This is a genomic window from Variovorax ureilyticus (assembly GCF_037889935.1).
GTDB lineage: Bacteria > Pseudomonadota > Gammaproteobacteria > Burkholderiales > Burkholderiaceae_C > Variovorax > Variovorax ureilyticus.
Map to the genome: position 1 here is coordinate 100,962 of NZ_JBBKZU010000011.1, position 19,400 is coordinate 120,361.

Consider the following 19,400-nt stretch of genomic DNA (forward strand, 5'->3'; position numbering starts at 1 on the left):
AGAACAGGAGCTCAAGCATGATCATCGACTGCCACGGCCACTACACGACGGCGCCCAAGGCGCTCGAGAACTGGCGCAACGCCCAGATCGCCGGCATCAAGGATCCCTCGGCCAAGCCGAATCCCGCCGACCTGAAGATCAGCGATGACGAACTGCGCGAGTCGATCGAGACGAACCAGCTGCGCCTGATGAAGGAACGCGGTTCGGACCTGACCATCTTCAGCCCGCGCGCGAGCTTCATGGCGCACCATATCGGCGACTTCGAGGTGTCCAGCACCTGGGCCGCCATCTGCAACGAGCTGTGCTATCGCGTCAGCCAGCTCTTCCCCGACAACTTCATCGGCGCGGCCATGCTGCCGCAATCGCCCGGTGTCGATCCCAAGACCTGCATTCCCGAGCTGGAGAAATGCATCAAGGAATACGGCTTCGTCGGCATCAACCTCAATCCGGACCCCTCGGGCGGCCACTGGAACAGCCCGCCGCTGACCGATCGCCACTGGTATCCCATCTACGAGAAGATGGTCGAGTACGACATCCCGGCCATGATCCACGTCAGCACGAGCTGCAACGCCTGCTTCCACACGACCGGCGCGCACTACCTGAACGCCGACACCACCGCGGTCATGCAGTGCATCCAGGGCGACCTGTTCAAGGATTTCCCGACGCTGAAGTTCGTCATTCCGCACGGCGGCGGCGCGGTGCCCTACCACTGGGGCCGCTTCCGCGGCCTGGCGCAGGAGATGAAGAAGCCGCTGCTCTCCGAGCACATCCTGAAGAACATCTTCTTCGACACCTGCGTGTACCACCAGCCCGGCATCGACCTGCTGACCAAGGTGATCCCGGTCGAGAACATCCTGTTCGCGAGCGAGATGATCGGCGCGGTGCGCGGCATCGATCCGGAAACCGGCAACTACTACGACGACACCAAGCGGTATGTGAGCGCCACCGCCAACCTCACGGACGAGCAGCGCTACATGGTGTTCGAGGGCAACGCACGGCGCGTCTTCCCGCGCCTTGACGCGGCCCTCAAGGCCAAAGGCAAGTAATCCAGCAATTCAGGAGAACGAACATGTACGAACTCGGCGTTGTCTATCGCAACATCCAGCGCACCGATCGCGAAACGGCCGACGCGCTGGCCGCACTCGGCTCGGCCACCGTGCACGAGGCCATGGGCCGCGTCGGCCTGCTCAAGCCCTACATGCGCCCGATCTATGCCGGCGCGCAGGTCTCGGGCACGGCCGTGACCGTGCTGCTGCATCCCGGCGACAACTGGATGATGCATGTGGCGGCCGAGCAGATCCAGCCGGGCGACATCGTCGTCGCCGCCATCACGGCCGAGTGCACCGACGGCTACTTCGGCGACTTGCTGGCCACCAGCTTCAAGGCGCGCGGCGCACGGGCGCTCGTGATCGACGCCGGCGTGCGCGACGTCAAGACGCTCACCGAGATGGAGTTCCCGGTGTGGAGCAAGGCGATCAGCAGCAAAGGCACCATCAAGGCGACCATCGGCTCGGTCAACATCCCCGTGGTGTGCGCCGGGATGCTGGTGACGCCGGGCGACGTGATCGTGGCCGACGACGACGGCGTGGTCTGCGTGCCGCGCGCCATCGCCGCCAAGACGCTCGAAGCCGCTCGCAAGCGCGAAGCCAACGAAGGCGAGAAGCGCGACAAGCTGGCCAGCGGCGTGCTGGGCCTGGACATGTACAAGATGCGTGAACCATTGGCCGCTGCCGGCCTGAAGTACATCGACTGAAGGACATCGACATGAGCAAGCCCACGACAGGCCCCTTCGAGAAGACCGCCGGCTGGCTGGACTGGTACGCCGGCCCGAGCAAGCCGAAGTTCCAGGTTCCGCCCGGCAGCGTCGATGCGCACTGCCACGTGTTCGGCCCCGGGGCCGAGTTTCCCTATGCACCCGAGCGCAAGTACACGCCCTGCGATGCCAGCAAGGCGCAGTTGTTCGCGCTGCGCGATCACCTGGGCTTTGCCCGCAACGTGGTCGTGCAGGCCACTTGCCACGGCGCCGACAACCGCGCGCTGGTCGATGCGCTGCAGTCGTCCGACGGCAAGGCTCGCGGCGTTGCGACGGTCAAGCGCAGCGTCACGGACGACGAGCTGAACGCACTGCATGCCGCCGGCGTGCGCGGCGTGCGCTTCAACTTCGTCAAGCGGCTCGTGGATTTCACGCCCAAGGACGAGCTGATGGAGATCGCCGGCCGCATCGCCAAGCTGGGCTGGCACGTGGTGATCTACTTCGAGGCGGTGGACCTGCCCGAGCTGTGGGACTTCTTCACGGCCCTGCCCACCACCGTGGTGGTGGACCACATGGGTCGCCCCGACGTGAGCAAGCCCATCGACGGCCCGGAGTTCGAGCTGTTCCTGAAGTTCATGCGCGAGCACCCGAACGTGTGGAGCAAGGTGAGCTGCCCCGAGCGCCTCTCCGTGTCCGGCCCGCCCGCGCTCGATGGCGAGCAGTCGGCCTACCGCGACGTGGTTCCGTTCGCGCGCAAGGTGGTCGAGACCTTCCCCGACCGCGTGCTGTGGGGCACCGACTGGCCGCATCCCAACCTCAAGGGCCACATGCCCGACGACGGCCTGCTGGTGGACTTCATCCCGCACATCGCGCCGACGGCCGAGCTGCAGAAGAAGCTGCTGGTCGACAACCCCATGCGCCTTTACTGGCCTGAGGAAAAGTGAACACCCCCGACTCTCGCCCACTTCGTGTGGCTCGCATCCCCCCTCAAGGGGGCGCACCCGGCGGCCCGGCAAAGCCGGTTCCGCGGGTGCCCTGGACCGGGCTGCGCCGGTTTCAGGGACTGCGCGCGACGCGTGGCTAGATCGATAACTGAGAAAGGAGACTTCTCCATGTCACTCGACAAACCCTATCTCGACGTGCCCGGCACGATCATTTTCGACGCCGACCAGAGCCGCAAGGGCTACTGGCTCAACCAGTTCTGCATGAGCCTGATGAAGGCCGAGAACCGCGAGCGCTTCAAGACCGACGAACGCGCCTACCTCGACGAGTGGGCGATGACGGAAGAGCAGAAGCAGGCCGTGCTCGCGCGCGACCTCAACTGGTGCATGCGCACCGGCGGCAACATCTACTTCCTCGCGAAGATCGGTGCCACCGACGGCAAGAGCTTCCAGCAGATGGCGGGCTCCATGACCGGCATGACCGAGCAGGAATACCGCGACATGATGGTCCACGGCGGCCGCTCGGTCGAAGGCAACCGCTACCTGGGCGAGAACGGCGACGCGCAGCCGCAGAACCAGCCGCAAGGCGCCGCCCACCGCAAGCAAAAGGAGGCCTGAATGGCCCGCATCACCGCATCCGTCTATACATCGCACGTTCCCGCCATCGGCGCGGCCATGGACCTGGGCAAGACCCAGGAAGACTACTGGAAGCCGCTGTTCGCCGGCTACGACTTCTCCAAGCAGTGGATGAAGGACAACAAGCCGGACGTGATCTTCCTGGTCTACAACGACCACGCGACCGCGTTCAGCCTGGACTTCATCCCGACCTTCGCGATCGGCACCGCCGCCGAGTACCAGCCGGCGGACGAAGGCTGGGGACCGCGCCCGGTGCCCAAGGTCGTCGGACACCCCGAACTCGCCAGCCATATCGCGCAAAGCGTGATCCAGCAGGACTTCGACCTCACCATCGTGAACAAGATGGACGTGGACCACGGCCTCACGGTGCCGCTGTCGCTGATGTGCGGCGAGAAGGACCCGAAGGAAGGCGCCTGGCCCTGCCCGGTGATCCCGTTCGCGGTCAACGTGGTCCAGTACCCGATCCCTTCGGGCCAGCGCTGCTTCAATCTCGGCCAGGCGATCCGCAAGGCCGTCGAGAGCTATGACGAGGACCTGAACGTCCACATCTGGGGCACCGGCGGCATGAGCCACCAGCTGCAGGGCGCGCGCGCCGGCCTCATCAACGCCGACTGGGACAACAAGTTCCTCGACCGCCTCATTGCCGAGCCGGCCGAGCTCGCCAAGGTGCCGCACATCGACTATGTGCGCGAAGCCGGCAGCGAGGGCATCGAGCTCGTGATGTGGCTCATCGCCCGCGGCGCCATGGCCGACGTGGCCGGCGGCAAGCCGCCGAAGGTTGCGCACCGCTTCTTCCACGTCCCGGCGTCCAACACGGCCGTCGGCCACCTCATCCTGGAGAACAACTGACATGACCATCAAAGTAGCCCTGGCCGGTGCCGGCGCATTCGGCATCAAGCACCTCGACGGCATCAAGAACATCGAGGGCGTCGAAGTCGTCTCGCTCGTCAGCCGCGAACTGGAGAAGACCCGCGAGGTCGCCAACCAGTACGGCATCAAGCACGTCACGACGGATCTGTCCGACAGCCTGGCGCTCAAGGAAGTCGACGCCGTCATCCTCTGCACGCCGACGCAGATGCATGCCGCGCAGACCAAGGCCTGCCTGGAGGCCGGCAAGCACGTGCAGGTCGAGATCCCGCTGTGCGACGTTCTGAAGGAGGGTGAAGAAATCCTCGCGCTGCAGAAGAAGACCGGCAAGGTGGCGATGGTGGGCCACACCCGCCGCTTCAACCCCAGCCATCAGTACGTGCACAAGAAGATCAAGGCGGGCGAGTTCAACATCCAGCAGATGGATGTGCAGACCTATTTCTTCCGCCGCACCAACATGAACGCGCTGGGCCAGCCGCGCAGCTGGACCGACCACCTGCTGTGGCACCACGCCGCGCACACGGTGGACCTGTTCGCCTACCAGTGCGGCAGCCCGATCGTGAAGGCCAACGCGGTGCAGGGGCCGATCCATCCGGACCTGAAGATCGCCATGGACATGAGCATCCAGCTGCAGGCCGCAAACGGCGCGATCTGCACGCTCAGCCTCTCGTTCAACAACGACGGCCCGCTCGGCACCTTCTTCCGCTACATCGGCGACACCGCCACCTACATCGCGCGCTACGACGACCTGGTGCAATCGCACAGCAAGGGCGCCGAGACGCCGGTGGACGTGAGCAAGGTGGACGTGTCGATGAACGGCATCGAGCTGCAGGACCGCGAGTTCTTCGCCGCCATCCGCGAAGGGCGCGAACCGAATTCGAGCGTGGCCCAGGTGCTGCCGTGCTACCAGGTGCTGCACCAACTGGAACAGCAGCTGAAGTAAGCGGAATGCAGACGCGAAAGATCGGGCCCTTCGAGGTCAGCGCGATCGGGCTGGGGTGCATGAACCTCAGCCACGCCTACGGCGTTCCTCCCTCGGCCGAAGAGGGCGAGCGCGTGCTGCTGGCGGCGCTCGATGCGGGGGAAACCCTGTTCGACACCGCCGCGCTGTACGGCTTCGGCGCCAACGAACAGCTGGTCGGCCGGGTGCTCAAGCCGCACCGCCAGCGCATCACCCTGTGCAGCAAGGGCGGCATGGGCGGCGTGAAGGGCGACGATGGCGTGGTGCGCCGCGTCATCGATGGCCGCCCCGAGACCCTGCGCAGCAACTGCGAGGACAGCCTGCGTCGTCTCGGGACGGACGTGATCGACCTCTACTACCTGCATCGCTGGGACAAGAAGGTGCCGATCGAGGAATCGATCGGCGCCATGTCCCGGCTGGTGGAAGAGGGCAAGGTGCGCGCATTGGGCTTGTCGGAAGTCTCGGCCGCCACCGTGCGTCGCGCGCATGCGGTGTATCCCATCGCCGCGGTGCAGACGGAGTATTCGCTCTGGACGCGCAACCCCGAGATCGCCGTGCTGGCGGCCTGCCGGGAGATCGGCGCTGCCTTCGTGGCGTTCAGTCCGCTCGCCCGCGCCTTCCTGACCGGCGTGCTCACCGACGTGAGTTCGCTCGATGCCAAGGACATCCGGCGTCCGATGCCGCGCTTCTCGCCGGAGAACTACACGCTCAACCTGAAGCTGCTGCCTCCGTTCGAGGCCCTTGCGCGCGAAGCCGGCTGCACGCCGGCCCAGCTGGCCTTGGGTTGGCTGCTGGACCAGGGACCGGACATCGTCCCGATCCCGGGAACGACCCGCGTCGACCATCTTCGGGAGAACCTCGCGGCGGCCGACGTGAAGCTCGACGCCGCCGTGATCGCCCGCGCTGGCGAGCTGATCAACCAGAGCACCGTGATCGGCAACCGCTACGCCGCGCAGGCCACGCAGGAAGTCGACACCGAGGAGTTCTGACGCATGCGCCGAGCCTGCGTCGTCCTGCTGCCGGGCCTGCTTTGCGATGAAGCGGTCTGGCGGCACCAGCGTCTGGCGCTGGCATCGGCGGACTGCTTCATTCCCTCCTTTGGGGACGCCAGCGACCTGGGCGGCATGGCGCGCGGCGTTCTGGCGAGCGTGCCGGCGCAGCGATTCAGCCTCGCCGGCCATTCCATGGGCGGTCGCGTGGCGCTCGAGATCATGAAGCTCGCGCCCGAGCGCGTCGAGCGGCTGGCCTTGCTGGACACCGGCGTCGATCCGATCGCCGCTGGAGAGGCCGGCGCGCAGGAGCGCGACAAGCGGATGGCGCTGCTCCGGATCGCGCGCGAGCACGGCATGCGCAGCATGGGCGCGCAATGGGCGCGCGGCATGGTGCATGAAGACCGCATCGACACGCCCGTATTCGCAGAGATCCTCGACATGATCGAGCGCCGTACGCCGGACATCTTTGCGGCGCAGATCCATGCCTTGCTCAACCGCCCCGACGCAGCCCCCGTGCTCGGCACCCTGCGTTGCCCCACGATGTTCCTGTGCGGTCGCCAGGATGCGTGGAGCCCGCTGGCGCGCCACGAGCGAATGCACGAGATGTGTCCCGGCTCGCAGCTCGTCGCGATCGAGCACAGCGGGCACATGAGCACCATGGAGCAGCCCGAAGCAGTTTCGCGCGCTCTCCTGGAGTGGATGAGCCGCTGAAGCGGGTTCAGACCTCCAGCGCCATCACGGCGGTGGCCGTGTTCGAGATCGGGATGTGGTAATTGCTGTGCACCTTGCGCACCGAGGGGCCGGCCGCCGTCAGCGACCCGCGCATCGCAAGCCACATCAGCAGCTCGATGCCCTGCGTTCCGGTCTTCTCGACCAGTTCGTGGATCGAGAACTGCGTGGCCCATTCCGGGTTGGTCAACAGGCTGTCCATGAACTGCAGGTCGAAGCCCTTGTTGATGTGGCCGGCGCGGGTGCCGTCGAGCTGGTGCGACAGCCCGCCCGAGGCCACCATCAGCACCCGCTGGTCCGAGCCCCACGCCGCCACCGCCTCGCCGACGGCCTTGCCGAGCGCGTAGACGCGGCTCGCCTTGGGCAGCGGGAACTGCACGGTGTTGATGCACACCGGCACGATGCGCACCGGCCAGTCGTCGCCGGATTGCGGCCACAGCAGCTTCAGGGGCAGGGTGCAGGCATGGTCGATCAGCATCTCCTGGCAGCTCACGATGTCGAACTCGCGCTCCACGAGCGTGTTGATCAGCTGCCACGAAAGGTCCGGGCAACCCTGCACCGGCGGCTGGGTGGGAATGCCCCAGCCCTCGTCGGCCGAGACGTACTGGGCCGCAGCGCCGACTGCGAAGGTCGGCATCTTGTCGAGGAAGAAGTTCAGCCCGTGGTCGTTGTAGAACATCACCACCACGTCGGGCCGTGCCGTGGCCAGCCAGTCGTGGATGGGCGGAAAGCCGCCGAAGAAGGGCTTCCAGTAGGGCTCGTTCTGCAGACCCTTGTGAATCGCGCCGCCGATGGCGGGAATGTGCGAGGTGCCGACCCCGCCGATGATCTTGGCCATGATGTGTCTCCGGTGTGGGCTTGTTGCTACTGGTGGGCGGCTGCGTTCAGCATGGCCTGGAAGGCTTCCTTGGTCATGCCGGTCTGCTGTGCGCCGATGTCCTGCATGTCCAGCTTGAAGATGCCGGCGAACTTCGCGAGGTAGTAGGCGTTGCCGCCGGCCTCGATGAGTTGCAGCACGTTGCGCGCGCGAATGGCCGCGGCCTGTTGTTCGTTGAGGCCGAAGCGGCGCATGTATGCCTCCTCGTCGGCCAGAAAGGCCTGGCGATTGGCTTCCTCGTTGAACGAAAAGCACATCTTGTTGAGTGCGTAGCCCTTCTTCGCCTGATCGCCGTCGAAGAGCGTGGTGCCGGGAATTGTTGCGTCCATGCCTGTCTCCATGTGTGGGTGGCGCCAGTGTCCGACTTCGATTGCGTCAGATAAACAGATCGTTCATCATGAAACACATGAGCGAAATCGATGAGTACAACCTCGACACCCGATTGCTTCGCCTGCTGGTTGCCGTCGTGGAGGCCGGTTCGATCACCGGCGCCGCGACCCAGCTCGGTGTCACGCAGTCGGCGGTGAGCCATCTGCTGGGGCGCCTGCGGGCCATCGCGGGCGATCCGCTGTTCGTGAAGTCGGGCCGCGGCATCGTGGCGACCGCGCGGGCGGGCGAGCTCGCGGACCAGGCGCGCGAGTTGCTGGCCGACATGGAAGCGTTCGCGCGCGGCGACCGCTTCGAGCCTGCCCTCTGGCGCACCACCTTCACCATCGCCGCCAACGACTTCCAGCGCGACGTGCTGCTGCCGGCGCTGGCCGCGCGGTTGCGCGACATGGCGCCCGGCGTGTCCCTGCGCATCATTCCGTCGGACGTGCCGACGCTGGAGATGCTGCGCAGCGGCGGCTGCCATCTGGTGATCAGCCCGCGGCCGCCCGAAGGAGGGGACGTGATGCAGAAGCGATTGTTCGAGGATCGCTGGCGCGTCTACTACGACCCCGCCGCGCGCGAGGCGCCGCAGGGCCGGCGCGACTACCTTGCCGCCGACCACGTGACCGTGGTCTACGAGCCGCGCCGCATGCTCGCGGTGGACGAGGCGCTGGCGGATGCCGGCGTGCAGAGGCGCTTCGTCGTCACGGTGCCGGGTTTCGCCGGCTTGCCGGCCTTCCTGCGCGGCAGCCCGCTGCTGGCTACCGCGCCGGCGCGTCTGGGACAGGGCCTGTTGCGCGAATTCGCGAGCGTCGCGCCGCCGGTTCCGTGTCCGCCGCTGCCGATGTATCTGGTGTGGCACCGGCGCTATCACGAGGACGCGGCGCATCGCTGGATGCGCGCCCAGCTCGAGGCCGGTCTGCCGTCCCGGCCGAAGCCTTGATGCGCCCTTCGCCCTAGGCGCGCGCGTCCGGCGCGACGACGAGGTCGGCGATCAGCGCGCGAATGCGATCGTCCTGGTAGTAGCCGCCGTACTCCGTGTACCGCAGGAAGGCCGCGTCGCAGGTCTTGCAGGTCCACAGCGAGCACTGGTTGTAGGGGTGCCAGCCCAGCGCGATCGGCGCGTCGGGAGACCACAGGTGGGTTCCCGCCGGATGGTATTCATCGAGCCGTTCGGCCGCGTCCTCGGTGCGCAGCGACCCGGCACTGGACAGATGGCCGATCTGCGTGGCGCCCGAGAGCGACTCCCATGCGGGCCGCCAGAGCGGGGCGCACGCACTGCAGCGTGCGCGAGCGGCCGCGCGGGCGGCAAAGTCCCGCACTTCCTTCTCAGTGAGCGTTTGCGAAGTCATGCTCATGACGGGAGTCAGACGTAGCGCTTTTCGAGCGCATCCCATTCCGGCTTGCCGACGAGCCGCTGGCGCTCGGCGAAGGGCGTGACGAGGCCGCTCGACTCCTGCACTTCCTTTTCGTCGCGCAGCACGGTCAGCGCTTTCTGCATGCCGGCCACGGCACCCTGCAACGCGGCATTGGCGTAGAGGACGATGCCGTAGCCCAGTTCCGCGAGCTGGTCGGCGTTGAAGATTGGCGTGCGGCCGCCGATCACCATGTTCATCAGCTGCGGCTTCGCGAGGCGCCGGGGCAGGGCGCGCACTTCCTCCGCCTCGGTCACGGCTTCGACGAAAAGGATGTCGGCGCCGGCCTCCGCGAACTTCTGCGCCCTCTCGATCGCCGCCTCGAAGCCCTGCGTGGCGCAGGCATCGGTGCGGGCGAGGATCAACAGGTCTTCGTCCTGGCGCGCATCGACAGCCGCCTTGATCTTGCTGACGGCTTCCTCGGTGGAGATCACCTCCTTGCCCGAGAAATGGCCGCAGCGCTTGGGCGCGACCTGGTCTTCGAACTGGATGCAGTCGGCGCCGGCGCGCTCCAGCGTGCGCACGGTGTGGCGCACGTTCAGCGCGTTGCCGAAGCCGGTGTCGGCATCGACGATGAGCGGGAGGCTGACCGCATCGCGGATGCGCGCGGTGTGATCGGCGATTTCGGCCAGGCCCATGAAGCCCTGGTCGGGCATGCCGAACCACATGTTGGTGACGCCGGCGCCGGTGACGTAGATCGCCTCGAAGCCCAGGTCTTCGATGACGCGCGCGGACAGCGCATTGAAAGCGCCGGGCACCAAGGCGCCGCGGCGTGCCTCGGCCAGTGCACGCAGTTTCTTGCGGGTTTGGATGGAGCTCATTGGGGAGGTCCTTGATGGAACGTTGAGAAATGCTGTGATGCGTTGTGGGCGCGTGGCGAGGATGCCGGGTGGTCCCCTCCGCGAATGTCCCCCGGCCTTCGGCCTCCTCCTCTATTTCGCTGCGGGGACCACCCGGCGTCCTCGCCACCGGGCCCGCCGCGTTGTGCCGGTCGATCGACCCGGCAGTGACGGATCGCGCCGATGGCGTGCTCTGCGCAGCGAAATAAAGGAGGAGCCCGAAGGGCGGGGGACATTCGCGGAGCAGAGCACGCCGTCGGCGCGATCCCGCCCGCACGCGTCCCCGGGGTTGAAATCCACCTTCAGTCTTCCTTCATGCCCGTGGCCTTGACGACAGCGCCCAGGCGAGTCCGTTCCTCATCCACGAACTTGACGAACGATGCACGCGTGCCGCCGACGGGCTCGATGCCCATGCCCTTCAGACGCTGCACGGTGGCGGGGTCCTTCATCGCCTTGTCGACCGCCTCGGCCATCTTGTCGAGGATGGCGGGCGGCGTGCCGGCCGGCGCATGCACGCCGGCCCAGTGCGCGATGCGGATGTCGTCGAAGCCCTGTTCCACCGCCGTCGACAGCTCCGGATACGCGGAGATGCGCTGCGTCCACGTGGTCGCGAGGGGCTTGAGCTTGCCGCTCTTGATGTAGGGCAGCACCACGATGCTGGCCTCGGACGTCGCATCGACCTGGTTGCCCAGCACCGCGGTGATCGATTCGGAGCCGCTCTTGTAGGGCACGACATCGAGCTTGGCGCCGTGGTTCTTCTCCAGCAGCCCTTCCACGAAATGCGGCGTGCTGCCGGTGCCTGCGGTCGCGAAGTGCAATCCCTTGCCCTTCTTCGAAGCGGCGACGAAGTCCTTCAGGTCGTTGTAGGGCGCCTCGGCCGGCGCGACGATGACCGACGGTGCGAGGCCGATCATCGCTACCGGCACGAGGTCGCTGTCCTTGTACGGCACGTTCTTGCGGATCATGCTGTTCGACACCACGCCGGCCGCGCTGATCAGGAAGGTGTAGCCATCGGGTGCGCTCTTGGCGACCACGTCGGTGCCCAGCATCGCACCTGCGCCGGGCTTGTTGTCGACCACGATGGGCTGGCCGAGCGCCTTGGAGGCACCGTCTGCCGCGGCGCGCGCCATCAGGTCGTTGGCACCGCCGGCCGAGAAAGGCACGACGAAATGGATCGGCTTGGTCGGCCATTGCTGGGCCGATGCGGTGCCGGCGAGCGCCGATGCGGAAAGGACGAATACCGCTGCGCGGCGCCCGATGCGGGTCTTGTTCATGGGGGGTCTCCTGGGATGTGAATGGAACGGCTCAGGGGCGCCATGATGCATGGTTCCGCCGCGCCTCCGTGTCGGCGCTCATCCCGGCACGCGCACCCAGCCTTCCATCAGGACGCGCGCGCTGCGACTCATCAGGGCCTTGGTCACCGTCCATTGCCGGCCCTCCTGCCGGGCCTCGGCGCCCACTCTCAGGGTTCCGGAGGGATGTCCGAACCGGACGGCATGGCGCTCGCCGCCGCCCGCCGCCAGATGGACCAGCGTGCCGGGGACGGCCGCCGCGGTGCCGATCGCGACCGCGGCCGTGCCCATCATCGCGTGGTGCAACTGGCCCATGGAGAGGGCCCGCACGAGCAGGTCTACATCGGCTGCCCGCACCGCCTTGCCGCTGGAGGCGACGTAGTCCTGCGGCGGCGCGACGAACGCGATCTTGGGCGTGTGCTGCCGCGTGGCCGCTTCGGCGACATCCTTGATCAGCCCCATCCTCACCGCGCCCCACGCGCGAATCGTCTCGAATCGCGCCAGCGCCGCCTTGTCGCCATTGATGGCGCCCTGCAGTTCGGTGCCCGTGTAGCCGATGTCGTGCGCGTTGAGGAAGATGGTCGGTATGCCGGCATTGATCAGCGTCGCCTTGAAGCTGCCGACACCGGGCACTTCCAGGTCATCGACGAGGTTCCCGGTCGGGAACATGGCGCCGCCGTCGTCTCCTTCGTCCGCCGGGTCCATGAACTCCAGCGCCACTTCAGCCGCGGGGAAGGTCACGCCGTCGAGTTCGAAGTCGCCCGTCTCCTGCACTGCGCCCTGCGTCATCGGCACATGGGCGACGATGGTCTTGCCGATGTTGGCCTGCCAGATCCGCACGGTGCACAGGCCGTCGCGCGGCACCTTCGCCGGATCGACCAGCCCGTTGGAGATCGCGAAGGGGCCGACTGCGGCGGACAGGTTGCCGCAATTGCCGGACCAATCGATGAAGGCCTTGTCGATCGCGACCTGCCCGAAGAGATAGTCCACGTCGTGCCCGGGCCGCGTGCTCTTCGACAGGATCACCGCCTTGCTGGTGCTGGAGGTGGCGCCGCCCATGCCGTCGATCTGCTTGCCATAGGGATCGGGGCTGCCGATGACGCGCATCAGCAGCTCGTCGCGTGCCGGGCCGGGCCGCTGCGCCGCTTCGGGCAGGTCCTGGAGGCGGAAGAACACCCCCTTGCTGGTGCCGCCGCGCATATAGGTGGCGGGAATCCTGATCTGCGATGCGAATGCCATGTCGTGTTTTTCCGTTCAGGCCGCCTGGGCGGATGCGGCGAGGAAGTCCTGCGCGAAACGCTGCAGCACGCCGCCGGCCTCGTAGACCGAGGCTTCCTCGGCCGTGTCGAGCCGGCACAGCACCGGCACCTGCACGGTCTCCCCGTTGCGGCGGTGGACGAGCAGGTTCAGCGCGGCGCGCGGCGTGCGTTCGCCGACCACGTCATAGGTTTCCGTGCCGTCAAGATAGAGCGTGAGCCGGCTGGTGCCCGGCAGGAACTCCAGCGGCAGCACGCCCATGCCGATCAGGTTGGTGCGGTGGATCCGCTCGAAGCCTTCCGCCACCACCGTCTCGACGCCCGCCAGACGAACGCCCTTGGCGGCCCAGTCGCGGCTCGAGCCCTGGCCGTAGTCGGCGCCGGCGATGACGATCAGCGGCTGCCGGCGGTTCAGGTAGGTCTCGATGGCTTCCCACATGCGCACGATCTTGCCTTCGGGCTCGACGCGCGCCAGCGAACCCTTCTTCACCACGCCATCGACCACGGCCATCTCGTTGACGAGTTGCGGATTGGCGAAGGTGGCGCGCATGGCCGTCAGGTGGTCGCCTCGATGCGTGGCGTAGGAGTTGAAGTCCTCTTCGGGCAGGCCCATCTTCGACAGGTACTCGCCGGCCGCACTGTCCGGCAGGATCGCATTCGAAGGCGACAGGTGGTCGGTCGTGATGTTGTCCGGCAGCAGCGCCAGCGGCCGCATGCCGGTGAGCGTGCGGGGGTTGGCTGCCAGCGCGCCCACACCCTCGGTGTCCCAGTAGGGCGGACAACGGATGTAGGTGGACATGGCGCGCCAGTCGTATTGCGGCGCCACGCGCTCGCCGCTGTCGGCGCGGATGGCGAACATCGGCTCGTACACCTCGCGGAACTGCGCGGGCTTCACGCTGGCAGCGACGATGGCGTCGATCTCCTCGTCGCTGGGCCAGATGTCCCTGAGCCTCACCTCGTTGCCTTGCGGATCGAGGCCCAGCACATCGTGCTCGATGTCGAAGCGAATTGTGCCTGCGATCGCATAAGCCACCACCAGCGGCGGCGATGCGAGGAACGCCTGCTTCGCGTAGGGATGGATGCGCCCGTCGAAATTGCGATTCCCCGAGAGCACGGCGGTTGCGTAGAGGTCGCGATCGATGATCTGCTGCTGGATCTCCGGGTCGAGCGCGCCTGACATGCCGTTGCAGGTGGTGCAGGCGAAGGCGACGATGCCGAAGCCCAACCGCTCCAGTTCGCCGAGCAGCTTCGCTTCCTTCAGATACAGCTCCACCGCCTTCGAACCCGGGGCGAGCGAACTCTTGACCCAGGGCTTGCGCGAGAGCCCGCGCGCATTCGCGTTGCGTGCCAGCAGGGCGGCGGCGATCACGTTGCGTGGGTTGCTGGTGTTGGTGCAGCTCGTGATCGCCGCGATGATCACCGCGCCATCGGGCATCAGGCCGCGGGACTCGTCCGCCTTGCCCGCGAGCAGCTTGGCCTCGTCGGCGACGCCGCGTTCGGCCAGCGCCGACACCGGCAGCCTGCGATGTGGATTGGACGGGCCGGCCATGTTGCGCACGACCGTGGAAAGGTCGAAGTGCAGCACGCGCTCGTACTGCGCCGTCTTCAGGTCATCGGCCCAGAAGCCCGCGGCCTTCGCATAGGTTTCGACCAGCGCCACCTGCGCTTCGTCGCGGCCGGTGAGCCTGAGGTAGTCGATCGTCTGCCGGTCGATGTAGAAGAGCGCCGCGGTCGCGCCATATTCCGGGCACATGTTGGAGATCGTCGCGCGGTCGCCGATCGAGAGGCTCTCGGCGCCTTCTCCGAAGAACTCCACGTAGGCGCCGACCACTTTTTCCTTGCGCAGGAATTCGGTCAGCGCGAGCACGATGTCGGTGGCGGTGATGCCCGGCTGGCGGCGGCCGGTGAGCTCGACGCCGACGATGTCGGGCAGGCGCATCCACGACGCGCGGCCCAGCATCACGTTCTCGGCCTCCAGCCCGCCGACGCCGACCGCGATCACGCCCAGCGCGTCGACGTGCGGCGTGTGGCTGTCCGTGCCGACACAGGTGTCGGGGAAGGCCACGCCGTCCTGCACGTAGACCACCGGCGACATCTTCTCGAGGTTGATCTGATGCATGATCCCGTTCCCCGCCGGGATCACGTCGACGTTGTCGAAGGCCTTCTTCGTCCACTCGATGAAGTGGAAGCGGTCTTCGTTGCGTCGGTCCTCGATCTCGCGGTTCTTGCGGAAAGCGTCGGGGTCGAAGCCGCCGCACTCCACCGCCAGCGAGTGGTCGACGATCAGTTGCACCGGCACCACCGGGTTCACCGCGGCCGGGTCGCCGCCCTGCGTTGCGATTGCATCGCGCAGGCCGGCCAGATCGACGAGCGCGGTCTGGCCCAGGATGTCGTGGCAGACCACGCGCACCGGATACCACGGAAAGTCCATGTCGCGGCGGCGTTCGATCAACTGCGCGAGGTAGTCCGGGAGATGCGCCGGATCGGCGCGGCGCACGAGGTTCTCGGCATGGACGCGCGCGGTGTAGGGCAGCGCGGCCCACGCGCCGGGCCGCAGCGCGTCGACCGCAGCGCGCGCGTCGTAGTAGTCGAGCCGGGTGGCGGGGAGGGACTGGCGATGAAGATGATTCATGGAAATGGGGGGCGGCCGTTGCCGCCCGAACTCACTCGGCCTTGATGTTGTTGTCTTTCGCGACCTTGGCGTAACGCGGGATCTCGACCTTGATGAGATCGCCGAACTGTTCGGGCGTCCCGCCTGCCGGCGATACGCCCGTGGGATCGAGCTGGGCCACCAGCTCGGGGGCCTTCAGCCCCGTATTGAGTGCACCGTTGATCTTGGCAATCACGGCGGGCGGCACCCCCTTGGGCGCGATCAGCCCATGCCAGGCGACGACGTCGTAGTCGCGCAGCCCGGACTCGGCCACCGAGGGAATGTCCGGGTAGGCGGGCAGTCGCTGTGCCGTGGTGACGGCCAGCGCGCGCAGCCGCCCCGACTTCACGTGGGGCATCAATGCCTCCGTGCCCGCCACCAGCATGTCGACATTGCCCGCCACCAGATCGGTGACCGCCGGGCCGGTGCCTTTGTAGGGCACGTGCGTGGCCTTGACGTTGGCCATGCCGAACATGTATTCGGTTGCGATGTGGAGGTGGCTGCCGTTGCCGGCTGACGCGAAAGTCAGCTTTCCGGGGTTCTGCCGGCCAAAGGCCAGCAGCTCCTGCAGATTGCGCGCCTGCACCTTGTTCGGATTGATGCAGACCACATACGCGCCCCTGGACAGCTGGATCACCGGCGTCATGTCGGCCACCGGATCGAAGCGCAGCTTGTAGAGCGACGGGTTGACCGTGTAGCTCCCTGCGATGAGCAGCAGCGTGTAGCCGTCGGCGGGCGTGTGCAGCGCGTACTCGGTTCCGAGCGTGCCGCCGGCACCGGGCCGGTTGTCGACGATCGCGCTCTGGCCCAGCGACTTGCTGAGCAGGTTGGACGCCACTCGGGCGATGAAGTCGGAGCCGCCTCCGGGTGCGAAGGGGCAGACGATGCGAATCGGCTTGGTGGGAAATGCGTCCTGCGAACGCGCGATCAGCGGCAGGGGAATGCCGAGGCTTGCGATGGCTGCGGAAAACGTGCGGCGGCTAAGCGTCATGACTCTGTCTCCAGTGTTGTCGTCGTGGGGCGGGCCGCTCCGAGTGCGTCCCGACCACATGCTAGCCGCCTGCCGGCGCCGGGGGCCAAGCCGTCGAGCCGCCGGTTCCTTCCCGCGTGTCACTGGCGCTCGTCGAGCGGAACGAACGTCCGGTCCTCGGGGCCGGTGTAGTTGGCGCTCGGGCGGATGATCTTGTTGTCGATGCGCTGCTCGATCACGTGGGCGGCCCAGCCGCTGGTGCGCGCGATGACGAAGAGCGGCGTGAACATCGCGGTCGGCACGCCCATCAGGTGATAGCTCACCGCGCTGAACCAGTCGAGGTTGGGGAACATCTTCTTGACTTCCCACATGACCGACTCCAGCCGCTGCGCGATGTCGAACATCCGGGTCGAGCCGGCTTCGTCCGAGAGCCGCTTCGCCACGCCCTTGATGACGACGTTGCGCGGATCGCTCACCGTGTAGACCGGATGGCCGAAGCCGATCACGACTTCCCTGGCCTCGACGCGGCGGCGGATGTCGGCCTCGGCCTCGTCGGGGTTGTCGTAGCGCTTCTGGATCTCGAACGCGATCTCGTTCGCGCCGCCGTGCTTCGGCCCGCGCAGCGCGCCGATCGCACCCGCGATGGCCGAGTACATGTCGCTGCCGGTGCCCGCGATCACGCGCGCCGTGAAGGTGCTGGCGTTGAACTCGTGCTCGGCATACAGGTTGAGCGAGGTGTGCATCGCGCCGACCCACGCCTGAGAAGGCTTGCGCCCGTGCAGCAGATGCAGGAAGTGGCCGCCGATCGAGTCGTCGTCGGTCTCGACATCGATGCGCTTGCCCTGCGTGCTCCAGTGGTACCAGTACAGCAGCATGGAGCCGAGCGAGGCCATCAGCCGGTCCGCGATGTCGCGCGCACCGGCGATGTTGTGGTCGTCCTTCTCGGGCAGGATGCAGCCGAGCGCCGAGACGCCGGTGCGCATCACATCCATCGGATGCGCGCTGGCCGGCAGGCGCTCGAGCGCTTCCTTGACGCTCGCCGGCAGGCCGCGCATCGCCCTCAGCCGGTTCTTGTAGGCGCGCAGTTCGGCCCGCGTGGGCAGCTTGCCGTGCACCAGCAGATGGGCGATCTCCTCGAACTCGCACACCTCGGCGATGTCGAGGATGTCGTAGCCGCGGTAGTGCAGGTCATTGCCGCTGCGCCCGACGGTGCACAGCGCGGTGTTGCCGGCGGTGACGCCGGAGAGGGCCACGGATTTCTTCGGCTTGAAGGTCGAGAGGGTTGTCATGCTTCGCAATTTACGCAGAATGTCAGTCGTCTCCAATGACTGAAAAGGTGAATCCTTGCGAATGAGAATCGGCGAAGTTGCGAAGATTGCGAATCCGACGCGACTGGCGCGCCCAAGACCACGGACCCGAAGATGAAGAAGACATTCATGGGCGTGCGCCTGCGCAAGCTGCGTGCCGAACGCGGCCTGTCGCAGGTCGCCCTGGCGCAGGCGCTGGGCCTGTCGCCCAGCTACCTGAACCAGATCGAGCAGAACCAGCGCCCGCTGACCGTCGCGGTGCTGTTGAAGATCCATCGCGCGCTGGGCGTGGACATCCAGCAGTTCTCCGAAGACGAGGAGGCGCGCCTCGTGGCCGGCCTGCGCGAGGCGCTGGCGGATGCGCCGGAGCCGGTCGCGCTTCCCGAACTGCAGGAGCTGGCCTCGCAGATGCCCGCGCTGGGCCGCGCACTGATCGCATTGCACCGACGAACCCTCGCGGCGCAGGAGCAGCTGGAGACCATGGCGCTGCGCATGGGCGACGATCGATCCGAACTCGCTGCGCCGCGCACCATGCCTTTCGAAGCGGTGCGGGACTTCTTCTTTGCCAACCGGAACTACTTCGACGACGTCGACCGTCGAGCCGAGGGATTGGCTGGTGAGTCGGGCGCGACCGGTCCCTTGCTGGCGGATTGGCTGATCCAGCGACTGGTGCGGCAGCACAAGGTGCGGGTGGTCCCCGTCGCGGAGGGGCATGGCGGCAAGCGTCATTTCGATCCTGCAACGCGAACGCTGCGCCTGTCGGCCGCGCTGGACCCGGCCCAGCAGGTGTTCCAGCTCGCGACCCAGCTCGCCCTGATCGAGCATTCGGCGCTGATCGATTCGCTGGTTGCCGCGTCGCCCTTCGCGGAGGATGCGCCCTCGCGCCACCTGGCGCGCATCGGGCTGGCCAACTATTTCGCGGGCGCCTTGCTCCTGCCGTACGCGAAGTTCCTGCAGGCGGCGGAAAGGCTGCGCCATGACATCGACCTGCTCGCACAGCAGTTCGGCGTGGGCTTCGAGACGGTCTGCCATCGGCTCAGCACCCTGCAGCGACCCGGTGCGCCCGGCGTGCCCTTCTTCTTCGTGCGGGTGGATCGGGCGGGCAACATCTCCAAGCGGCAGTCGGCGACGCACTTCCATTTCAGCCGCACCGGGGGCACCTGTCCGCTGTGGAATGTGTACGAGGCGTTCGTGCAGCCCGGGCGCATCCTTCCGCAGTTGGCGCGCATGCCGGATGGGCGCTCGTATCTCTGGATCGCACGCACGGTGACCAGCCGCCAGGGCGGGTACGGCGCGCCGCAAAGGATGTTCTCGATCGGGCTCGGGTGCGACATCCGGCACGCGCCGCGTCTGGTCTACGCCAAGGGACTCGACCTGCGCGATCCGGAAGCGGCGACGCCGATCGGGATGGGATGCAAGGTCTGCGAGCGAGCGGACTGCCCGCAGCGGGCCTTTCCCTTCGTCGGGCGGCCGCTGGATGTCGACGAGAACCAGAGCCGCTTCACGCCCTATGGGGTCGAGGACTGATGCGCCCGGCGTGACCGGC

General features: G+C 67.1%; 19 protein-coding genes. 10 read left to right on the top strand and 9 right to left on the bottom strand.

What is annotated here, in order from left to right; genetic code table 11:
* Window positions 1–17 precede the first annotated feature (17 nt).
* From WKW77_RS23470 to WKW77_RS23505, 8 genes are all read left to right on the top strand, one after another.
* Window positions 18–1,046 carry an amidohydrolase family protein gene (locus tag WKW77_RS23470; protein WP_340359294.1) on the top strand — a complete coding sequence of 343 codons (1,029 nt, stop codon included), beginning with the start codon at window positions 18–20 and terminating at the stop codon, window positions 1,044–1,046.
* 23 nt (window positions 1,047–1,069) lie between these two features.
* Window positions 1,070–1,753 carry a 4-carboxy-4-hydroxy-2-oxoadipate aldolase/oxaloacetate decarboxylase gene (gene ligK, locus WKW77_RS23475; protein WP_093165801.1) on the top strand — a complete coding sequence of 228 codons (684 nt, stop codon included), beginning with the start codon at window positions 1,070–1,072 and terminating at the stop codon, window positions 1,751–1,753.
* 11 nt (window positions 1,754–1,764) lie between these two features.
* Window positions 1,765–2,697 carry an amidohydrolase family protein gene (locus WKW77_RS23480; protein WP_340359295.1) on the top strand — a complete coding sequence of 311 codons (933 nt, stop codon included), beginning with the start codon at window positions 1,765–1,767 and terminating at the stop codon, window positions 2,695–2,697.
* A 168-nt stretch (window positions 2,698–2,865) separates the two neighbouring features.
* Window positions 2,866–3,312 (top strand): protocatechuate 4,5-dioxygenase subunit alpha, encoded by a 447-nt coding sequence (ligA, locus tag WKW77_RS23485; protein ID WP_340359296.1) that lies wholly within the window; start codon window positions 2,866–2,868, stop codon window positions 3,310–3,312.
* Window positions 3,313–4,179 (top strand): class III extradiol dioxygenase subunit beta, encoded by an 867-nt coding sequence (locus tag WKW77_RS23490; RefSeq protein WP_340359297.1) that lies wholly within the window; start codon window positions 3,313–3,315, stop codon window positions 4,177–4,179. It begins immediately after the preceding gene.
* A 1-nt stretch (window position 4,180) separates the two neighbouring features.
* Window positions 4,181–5,140: a Gfo/Idh/MocA family oxidoreductase gene (locus tag WKW77_RS23495; protein WP_340359298.1), complete on the top strand. Its 960-nt coding sequence runs from the start codon at window positions 4,181–4,183 to the stop codon at window positions 5,138–5,140.
* A gap of 5 nt (window positions 5,141–5,145) precedes the next feature.
* Window positions 5,146–6,147 carry an aldo/keto reductase gene (locus WKW77_RS23500; RefSeq protein WP_340359299.1) on the top strand — a complete coding sequence of 334 codons (1,002 nt, stop codon included), beginning with the start codon at window positions 5,146–5,148 and terminating at the stop codon, window positions 6,145–6,147.
* Window positions 6,148–6,150: 3 nt separating this feature from the next.
* A complete protein-coding gene (locus tag WKW77_RS23505) occupies window positions 6,151–6,861 on the top strand; it encodes an alpha/beta fold hydrolase (protein ID WP_340359300.1) in 711 nt (236 codons plus the stop codon).
* A gap of 7 nt (window positions 6,862–6,868) precedes the next feature.
* Here the strand turns inward: WKW77_RS23505 and WKW77_RS23510 are convergent, their stop codons facing one another.
* Window positions 6,869–7,717, bottom strand: a complete 849-nt coding sequence (locus WKW77_RS23510) for a class III extradiol dioxygenase family protein (protein ID WP_340359301.1) — start codon at window positions 7,715–7,717, stop codon at window positions 6,869–6,871.
* A gap of 26 nt (window positions 7,718–7,743) precedes the next feature.
* Window positions 7,744–8,085, bottom strand: a complete 342-nt coding sequence (locus WKW77_RS23515; protein ID WP_340359302.1) for a protocatechuate 4,5-dioxygenase subunit alpha — start codon at window positions 8,083–8,085, stop codon at window positions 7,744–7,746.
* Between the two features lie 77 nt (window positions 8,086–8,162).
* On the opposite strand from WKW77_RS23515, the gene WKW77_RS23520 reads away from it, so the two are divergent.
* A complete protein-coding gene (locus tag WKW77_RS23520; RefSeq protein WP_340359303.1) occupies window positions 8,163–9,068 on the top strand; it encodes a LysR family transcriptional regulator in 906 nt (301 codons plus the stop codon).
* A 13-nt stretch (window positions 9,069–9,081) separates the two neighbouring features.
* Here WKW77_RS23520 and WKW77_RS23525 read toward each other — a convergent pair whose 3' ends face one another.
* The 7 genes from WKW77_RS23525 to prpC all read right to left on the bottom strand — a co-directional run bounded on the left by WKW77_RS23525 (window position 9,082) and on the right by prpC (window position 17,836).
* Complete coding sequence (locus tag WKW77_RS23525) at window positions 9,082–9,483, bottom strand: hypothetical protein (protein WP_340359304.1); 402 nt, start codon at window positions 9,481–9,483, stop codon at window positions 9,082–9,084.
* 8 nt (window positions 9,484–9,491) lie between these two features.
* A complete protein-coding gene (locus WKW77_RS23530) occupies window positions 9,492–10,361 on the bottom strand; it encodes an isocitrate lyase/PEP mutase family protein (protein WP_422823252.1) in 870 nt (289 codons plus the stop codon).
* A gap of 320 nt (window positions 10,362–10,681) precedes the next feature.
* Window positions 10,682–11,653 carry a Bug family tripartite tricarboxylate transporter substrate binding protein gene (locus WKW77_RS23535; RefSeq protein WP_340359305.1) on the bottom strand — a complete coding sequence of 324 codons (972 nt, stop codon included), beginning with the start codon at window positions 11,651–11,653 and terminating at the stop codon, window positions 10,682–10,684.
* A 78-nt stretch (window positions 11,654–11,731) separates the two neighbouring features.
* Window positions 11,732–12,910 carry a 2-methylaconitate cis-trans isomerase PrpF gene (prpF, locus tag WKW77_RS23540; RefSeq protein ID WP_340359306.1) on the bottom strand — a complete coding sequence of 393 codons (1,179 nt, stop codon included), beginning with the start codon at window positions 12,908–12,910 and terminating at the stop codon, window positions 11,732–11,734.
* A 15-nt stretch (window positions 12,911–12,925) separates the two neighbouring features.
* Window positions 12,926–15,559 carry a Fe/S-dependent 2-methylisocitrate dehydratase AcnD gene (acnD, locus tag WKW77_RS23545; protein WP_340359307.1) on the bottom strand — a complete coding sequence of 878 codons (2,634 nt, stop codon included), beginning with the start codon at window positions 15,557–15,559 and terminating at the stop codon, window positions 12,926–12,928.
* A 31-nt stretch (window positions 15,560–15,590) separates the two neighbouring features.
* Window positions 15,591–16,568, bottom strand: coding sequence for a tripartite tricarboxylate transporter substrate binding protein (locus tag WKW77_RS23550; protein WP_340359308.1), 978 nt, complete (start codon window positions 16,566–16,568; stop codon window positions 15,591–15,593).
* A gap of 119 nt (window positions 16,569–16,687) precedes the next feature.
* On the bottom strand, window positions 16,688–17,836 hold the full coding sequence (gene prpC / locus WKW77_RS23555) for a bifunctional 2-methylcitrate synthase/citrate synthase (protein WP_340359309.1): 1,149 nt from the start codon (window positions 17,834–17,836) through the stop codon (window positions 16,688–16,690).
* A 132-nt stretch (window positions 17,837–17,968) separates the two neighbouring features.
* Between prpC and WKW77_RS23560 the strand changes: the two genes are divergently transcribed.
* Window positions 17,969–19,381, top strand: coding sequence for a short-chain fatty acyl-CoA regulator family protein (locus WKW77_RS23560; RefSeq protein WP_340359310.1), 1,413 nt, complete (start codon window positions 17,969–17,971; stop codon window positions 19,379–19,381).
* The last annotated feature ends 19 nt before the right edge of the window (window positions 19,382–19,400 follow it).